9 protein-coding genes and 2 pseudogenes are annotated in these 6,652 nt (G+C 39.9%); 5 read left to right on the forward strand and 6 right to left on the reverse strand.

What is annotated here, in order from left to right; genetic code table 11:
* The 4 genes and pseudogenes from B092_RS15645 to B092_RS14370 form a co-directional block, all read left to right on the forward strand.
* Nucleotides 1-252, forward strand: a pseudogene (locus B092_RS15645) (hypothetical protein); the annotation flags it as partial.
* Nucleotides 253-298: 46 nt separating this feature from the next.
* Nucleotides 299-880 (forward strand): annotated as a pseudogene (locus tag B092_RS14365) (ABC transporter permease); the annotation flags it as partial.
* Nucleotides 877-1,026: a hypothetical protein gene (locus tag B092_RS15530; RefSeq protein WP_156813078.1), complete on the forward strand. Its 150-nt coding sequence runs from the start codon at nucleotides 877-879 to the stop codon at nucleotides 1,024-1,026. The pseudogene B092_RS14365 and the gene B092_RS15530, both read left to right, overlap by 4 nt.
* Nucleotides 1,027-1,232: 206 nt before the next feature.
* A complete protein-coding gene (locus B092_RS14370) occupies nucleotides 1,233-2,150 on the forward strand; it encodes a tyrosine-type recombinase/integrase (protein WP_018575397.1) in 918 nt (305 codons plus the stop codon).
* Between the two features lie 382 nt (nucleotides 2,151-2,532).
* On the opposite strand, the gene B092_RS0111585 is transcribed toward B092_RS14370, so the two are convergent.
* A complete protein-coding gene (locus tag B092_RS0111585) occupies nucleotides 2,533-3,315 on the reverse strand; it encodes a DNA adenine methylase (protein WP_018575399.1) in 783 nt (260 codons plus the stop codon).
* 131 nt (nucleotides 3,316-3,446) lie between these two features.
* The gene (locus B092_RS14795; protein ID WP_018575400.1) at nucleotides 3,447-4,043 is read right to left on the reverse strand and encodes a tail fiber assembly protein; all 597 of its coding nucleotides are present in this window, start codon (nucleotides 4,041-4,043) and stop codon (nucleotides 3,447-3,449) included.
* A 58-nt stretch (nucleotides 4,044-4,101) separates the two neighbouring features.
* Between B092_RS14795 and B092_RS15780 the strand changes: the two genes are divergently transcribed.
* Nucleotides 4,102-4,350, forward strand: a complete 249-nt coding sequence (locus B092_RS15780) for a hypothetical protein (RefSeq protein ID WP_018575401.1) — start codon at nucleotides 4,102-4,104, stop codon at nucleotides 4,348-4,350.
* Here the strand turns inward: B092_RS15780 and B092_RS0111600 are convergent.
* The 4 genes from B092_RS0111600 to B092_RS0111620 form a co-directional block, all read right to left on the reverse strand.
* Complete coding sequence (locus B092_RS0111600; RefSeq protein WP_018575402.1) at nucleotides 4,347-5,267, reverse strand: hypothetical protein; 921 nt, start codon at nucleotides 5,265-5,267, stop codon at nucleotides 4,347-4,349. The genes B092_RS15780 and B092_RS0111600 overlap by 4 nt on opposite strands.
* Entirely contained in the window at nucleotides 5,267-5,845 is a 579-nt protein-coding gene (locus B092_RS0111610; RefSeq protein ID WP_018575403.1) for a phage tail protein, read from the reverse strand. Before B092_RS0111610 ends, B092_RS0111600 begins: the two co-directional genes overlap by 1 nt.
* Nucleotides 5,838-6,470 carry a baseplate J/gp47 family protein gene (locus B092_RS15245; protein WP_083907541.1) on the reverse strand — a complete coding sequence of 211 codons (633 nt, stop codon included), beginning with the start codon at nucleotides 6,468-6,470 and terminating at the stop codon, nucleotides 5,838-5,840. The genes B092_RS0111610 and B092_RS15245 overlap by 8 nt, the downstream gene beginning before the upstream one ends.
* Nucleotides 6,403-6,652, reverse strand: a 250-nt coding sequence (locus B092_RS0111620; RefSeq protein WP_018575405.1) for an integrase core domain-containing protein, incomplete at its 5' end; no start/stop codon positions are given. The genes B092_RS15245 and B092_RS0111620, both read right to left, overlap by 68 nt.

Here is a 6,652-nt window from a genome sequence, read left to right on the forward strand (position 1 = left end):
AGAGCATGGGTCTTACGCTTTGTGCAATGGTACAACACTGTTCATCGTCACAGTCAGCTTAATTACGTAACACCACAGCAACGCCATGAGGGCAAAGACCGTGAAATACTAGCAAAGCGGCACAAAGTGCTAGCGAATGCCAAAAGAGATAATCCAATGCGCTGGGGTTCACGTGCAGTAAGAAACTGCACCCCTTTAGGTGTCGTCACGTTAAATCCGGAGAATGATTTAAGAGTAAAAAAAGCAGCTTAAAATTTATGTATGAGTGACAACTATCTTGACAAATACCGGCGCTTTCTTTTTAGCTCGTCATCGTTTTTTTGGTCGTAGTGTATTAATCGCTATTTTGACTTTTCCACTGGCATTTCCAGGGGTGGTGATTGGTTTTTTTGTGATTATCACAGCAGGACGTCAAGGCTTACTTAATACGTTATCGATGAGTTTATTTGATGAGCGTTTGGTTTTTGCTTACTCATTAGTCGGTTTATTTATGGGTTATTTGTATTTCTCTATTCCACGAGTGATAAGTACGGTCATGGCCGCTTGTGAAAAATTAGATCCTTCGCTTGAGGAAGCAGCAGCTTCACTTGGAGCGCCCTGGTGGATGGTTATAAAAGATGTCATTATTCCTGCGTTGGCACCGGCCCTGATTTCTACAGGGGCGATATGCTTTGCAACGTCGATGGGTGCCTTTGGCACAATTTTTGCTCTAGGCACCAGTTTACAAGTCTTACCTCTATCCATTTATAGTGAGTTTGTTGCCTACTCTAATTTTGCCATGGCTGCTGCTTTATCCATTTTGTTAGGGTTAATTACTTGGTTAACTTTACTATTAACACAACGCTTTACTGGCCTAAATAATAGTGGGGGTGCCGCATGAATAAGAAGGTGAGTTTTTATTTGCAATTGGGCTTTACCTTGTTGCTTTGCCTCTGCATCATCACGCCGATTATTTTGTCAGCATTAGCAGGGATAACAACGAACTACTTCATCGGTATTAAGAGTGGTTTTACATTGCAATGGTGAAGCGCGTCGCGATATTTGAGTAGCTATAAGCGCGATATTTAAGCTAACACTTATTTACTCCTGTTGTAACATAATTACGCCCTATGCAAGGGCGTTTTTTTATTATTACATATGGAGAAAACCTATGAACATCAGAAACCGTAGACTATCACAATCTAGTCCAACTTTATCTTCAGCCTTAGATAAGTATTTGACAGAAGTATCGATTGGAAAAAAAATCACATACTCAAGAGAAATCAATAATTAAAGTCTGGAAAAACTTACCGATAGCTCATCGTCCAATTGCCTCAATTAAACAATCAGATCTGATACATATTCGTGATAACTGGGAGAAACAATTAAAGCCAGCGACTATTGTGCGTCGATTTGCGTTGCTTTCACACTTATACACAACTGCAATTAAAGATTGGCAATGGTACTACCTAGCAGATAACCCGGTCCAAAAAATTAGAAAACCCAGCGTTAAAAACGCAAGAAACAGGCGTATATTAAATGATATTCGAATTATAGGGACTGGGACTCTCGAGTCTCCAAATTCAGAAGTTGAATGGATCGTAAGGGAAACAAAGTCCGAATATCTTCCGATGATTATTACTTTAGCAATAGAAACAGCAATGCGTCGCTCTGAAATTGCGAATATACGAAGGCAACATATAGACTTTGAGTCAAATACACTTTACATTCCTCATACCAAAAACGGGCATTCACGCACTGTACCTTTATCTCCAATAGCAAAATATTCATTAATTATGTATTTTGCTAAGAATAATCAACCAGGTTTAATTTTTAAAATAAGCCCCGAGGCTATTACCAAAGCATTTATACGTGCGCTTCGTAAAGCTCGAGCTAGATATGAATCAATGTGCGAAAGAAAAGGACAAGTTATTGATGAAAGATATTTCAACAACCTACGTTTTCATGACCTGAGACATGAAGCAACTTCTCGTCTTGCATCTGTTTACGAAATCCATGAACTGGCAAAAGTTACGGGGCACTTAGATACGAGGATGTTATTAAGATACTATCACCCTGATGCCGAATACTTAGGTCAAAAACTAATTAAAAGCCAACATGGCCAAGAACAGTTCAGTGTGATTAACCATATGCTCCTTCAAATGCTTTAACTAAAAATAGTAAGGCTCTTGTAGTGCAAGAGTCTTACTTGCCATGAGAATGCAAATGCGCGGGTGCTTGGGTCGTATTGCGTTTTAGTAGGCGATGATCCGCGGTGCAAGAGCAGTGTTTTCGCCGCGCGTCTCCGCTTTTGGAGCGCTACTATATGAATCTGTTGTAACTGCTGAGCTTGACGCATTGGCGCCGCCAGAATTTGCGCCGTATGTTCTGATGATGCCGCCATCACCGCCTATTGCTGCGGGTGCGTATGAGATCGCTATTGAATTGTCTTTTGTCTCGGTGGAAGGGCCAGTATAAAGGTACAACCCGTGCACATGATTTTCAATCGCGTCTTCTTGATGCGACCCAAGCAACCGCGCATTTGCATTGCTACTACCAGTTGGTAATAATTAACTCCTTACTTACACTTCTCTTAGTAGCTTGACGACTCAACGTATAACTTATTTCCGTAGTACGCATATTTAAATCAGCAAAAACATCTCTAATTTCTGGTAAATCATTTACTGAAATTATCATTTTTCCTTTAATGTTTTTCGCAGCTTCAGCCATAGTGACATATTGTTCAAATTCAAACTCAACACCATATCCTTCTGTTTGCCAATATGGTGGGTCACAATAAAACAAAGAATGAGGCCGATCATATCGTTCGATGCATTTTAGCCAAGGTTCGTTTTCAATATAGGTTCTTGATAACCTAAGGTGTGCTGAAGACAGTTCCTCTTCAATCCTTAAAAGATTCAATCTAGGTGCTGATGTTGTTGCTGTACCAAAGCTTTGTCCAGATACTTTGCCACCAAAACAAAGTTTTTGTAAATAATAGAATCGAGCCGCCTTTTGAATATCTGTCAATATATGAGTAGGAGTGTCCTGTAGCCATTTGAAAATTTCTCTTGAACATAATGCCCATTTAAATTGACGAACAAACTCTTCTAAATGATGCTGTACTACACGATAAAGATTAATGACATCACCATTGAGATCATTGATAACTTCAGTCTTTGATGGTTGCTTCATGAAAAAGATTGCTGCAGCACCACAGAAAGGTTCTACATAGCACCCATGTTCAGGAAACAAAGGAATAATTTCTTTTGCTAATCTTCGTTTACCACCGATCCAAGGGATGATCGGTTTGCTTGTAATGTTATGTATGCTCAAATCTGTATCCTTAAATAAATTTTATACTGGCCACACCTGATCAGGTAGTTTGGCCATGCTGAATTTGCAGGATACAGCTGCGAATTTGGGGTATTTGGCTATGTTGTCGCATAATCAAATACCGCCAAACTTTATTTATCTGGCGCTTCAGGCCAAATGATATCTTCAGGAAACCCTGGTTGTAACGTGATATCACGCAACGCCTGTCGATAGTCGATCCAAGCATCATCATTCTTAAGCGGGCTATCATCTAGCTGCGTCCAATCTGATTGTGCAATTAACATATCACGCCGATGGCGAACTGTTGCTGACAAATCAGCTAAACGTTGTGACTCACTTTCATCGTTGACCGACCATTCACCATCGATCCACGAATGATAAATAGATGGACGTTCATTTTTCGTTAACCAGTTCGGAATGTTCCCTAAGCCATCATATTTCCCATGATCATTTTCCTCACCAATTTCATATTTTGAACCGTCTGCAGTCAAGAATAGTTTTGCTGATCGATTATCATCTTTCAATATCCAGTTTCCTGTACCTGACTTACCAAAATCCAGATCAGCTACCGCATCAAGCTCTGTTTGCCACCAAATCACCTTGCCTTCTTCAGCAGCAGGCGGTTCAACTTCTACGCAAAAAAATGGCATGGCGTTCTGTGAAACATCAAATGCATAGAGATAAATCGGTAATTTTTTCGTAGTATCTAGTTGATAAATTTTTCTCATAATTTACTTAATTCCTTAAAAAATGGGGGTTGGCTCTGACAATGCAAATGCGAGACAGATGGGGAGTCGGCAACTAGATGCGCTGCAAAACATAACTGGGACGATTGACGACATCCAAGGGGATGTAAATAGGGGTGCGTCTGGTGCCTTTCAGCTTTCATATAATTTAGGATCCGTCAAGACAGGAACGGTTGACGGCAATTCAGCTGCTTCAGTATATAGCTTTGACGCATCTCGTGTCGCTCGAACCTCGTCTGAAACACGAGGGTCTAACGTGGCCTTAGCGCCCCGAATCATCGCGTTTTAAAAAGTGATTATGCGAGGAGCCATGGCCGTGTTACTACTACGTGTCTCTGATGATGTTCGAGCCACTCGACTAGCGTCAAAAGTCAATTCATCACGAGCTTTGTCAAAGGTTCTATTCAATTGCTGAAAGCCAATTAAATTAGTGCAAGACACTCCATGAACCTGAAAAACACCATCTACAACACCTGTCCAGAAGGCTGTCGAAGAACTATCCATAGGACTAAAACCTAATGCTCCATTAATATTCTGCAACGCATCAGCCTGATACGACCCCAACGTCCTAGCATTTGCATTGTCAGCGTCAGTTCCCGTTCCTCGTATAAACATATTTCTAATATCTGGCGCTCTAAAGTCATCTCCACCCAGATCAACAAAAAAATAAGTGCCTGCTTTCCAAGATGCAGCCGATACAACTTTGTTTTGAGCGTTTGCCCATGCCCAAAGAGCAGGGTACAAGGACTTTTTATATGTGCCACCTATTGCATCAATTGTTTGTGATCGTGCAATAGTTGTTGTGTCAAAAATAAATGCACCAAGTAACAGTGATGCGTAGCCAGTCCAACTACCAATTGTTGTCCACTCAAGATTACCTTTGCCTTTTACATAAATAACATCGCTAGACTTAGCGATTGGTATTTCGTTAAATGAGAAAACAGTACTCTTATTAGCATTACTAACATATTCTACCGTTGCGATCCTTGAACCGTCGTCAGCAGACGACGGTGTGGGAGCAGTAGGCTCTCCGGTAAAGTTTGGGCTATCAATATCTGCTTTTTTTAGTTTAAGAAACAAAGTTCGGCAAGCAAGCTCTCTAGCTTGTACGTTATCTATTCCGTCAGGACCGCCTAACACTAAATCATCAGTTTCGAGTTGATAAATAGATTCGATCCATTCTGCTACTTCTGTCAAGTAAGCCATTATATTTTTCCTCTACTGTAGGTTCCGTCTCGATTTGTAGCGCCATTTCTTAAAAGTGGTGCTTTGGTAAAATCTATTTGCTCTAAAAAGCAACGAGCTGGAGCAAAGCTTTTTAAGATTTCTTTTAAAAGAAGACCATCAGCAACTTTAATTGTCTGATTAAAAACAACTGTGTAATGTGCCCACTTTGCGGGGTCACCGTGATAAAAAAAACCGTTCCTTTTGATTTCACCATTTCGCTTTTTATTAGATAGACCTTCTAAAATAATGCATTCACCTAATCCTAGGTCTCTAACAATATTTCTAATCGATAGAACACTGCCTTTGATTTGATGATTTCTTACTGAATTTTTAATTAATTTTCGTTTCTCAGAAACTGTTTTTGTAAAAAAATGGCCATCGTAGCCACCAGCACTAAATTTATCAATCAATAAACTCAGGTGTTCATCCGCTACATTATCAATAATGGTTGTAATCAATGGCATTCTGTTAATACTGCCATATCTATTAGATAGTTCAGCTAAAGCTTGATATTTTTTATCACGCTGAATTATTAGTGGATAATTTAACTTAGCCATTTTCTCTTTGTTCCATCAATGACAGATTAATATCTGTACAGAAACCCCATTGAGTCATATCTAATTTTTTAGCTGTTGGATTATGTAAAACCACGTCATATACTCCGTCAACTTTTAGTGCAGTCATAATTTCTAGCGGTAAAATATCTTTACCCAATCTTCCTTGGCTCATAGATAAATACTGGCGTAGAGAGAATTCCGCTTCGTTTTTAACGTTTATTGAGTCGTAGCCGTTGAGTAAGATCAATGAAGCATCAACGCTATATTCAACTTTTATTGGAGCTCTTACCAACACTGTATCGCAAAGAGGTCTTCTCTCTTCTGCAGATAAATAGCTATTTATTTCTGAGATTAATATTGCAGAAGGAGACCCAGTTCTAGTTAAAACAGTCACCTCTACCTTCCCAGCGGATGGAGATCTCACATCTACGTCAATTATTGATTGAGAAACTGCAAGTGTATGATACTTATATGCCGCTACGCTTCCGCAGGTTGTAAACAATTCTGGTGCTTCAATATGAACCGCCCCGAGTATATCGGAGAGTGGATTGCTTGAGTCAGGCAACTTTGTCTGACTCAGTAAGACTATCATAGTATCGTCTCTCAAACTCAAAAGGCGACACATAACCAATCGTACTATGAATGCGAGTTTTGTTAAACCAATCGACCCATTCAAGGGTTGCTAATTCAACATCACACGCATCCCGCCACTGCTGTTTTAAATATTCAATCACCTCTGTTTTATAAAGCCCGTTAACCGTTTCAGCCAATGCATTATCGTATGAATCACCGGTTGTACCAACAGAT

Source organism: Oligella ureolytica DSM 18253, from assembly GCF_000373745.1.
Classification (GTDB): domain Bacteria; phylum Pseudomonadota; class Gammaproteobacteria; order Burkholderiales; family Burkholderiaceae_B; genus Oligella; species Oligella ureolytica.

Coding starts and splice junctions, on each gene's coding strand:
- B092_RS0111600 (WP_018575402.1), bottom strand. CDS start 5,267: ATGGCTTACTTGACAGAAGTAGCAGAATGGATCGAATCTATTTATCAA.
- B092_RS15780 (WP_018575401.1), top strand. CDS start 4,102: ATGGGGAGTCGGCAACTAGATGCGCTGCAAAACATAACTGGGACGATT.
- B092_RS14795 (WP_018575400.1), bottom strand. CDS start 4,043: ATGAGAAAAATTTATCAACTAGATACTACGAAAAAATTACCGATTTAT.
- B092_RS15530 (WP_156813078.1), top strand. CDS start 877: ATGAATAAGAAGGTGAGTTTTTATTTGCAATTGGGCTTTACCTTGTTG.
- B092_RS15245 (WP_083907541.1), bottom strand. CDS start 6,470: ATGTGTCGCCTTTTGAGTTTGAGAGACGATACTATGATAGTCTTACTG.
- B092_RS0111610 (WP_018575403.1), bottom strand. CDS start 5,845: ATGGCTAAGTTAAATTATCCACTAATAATTCAGCGTGATAAAAAATAT.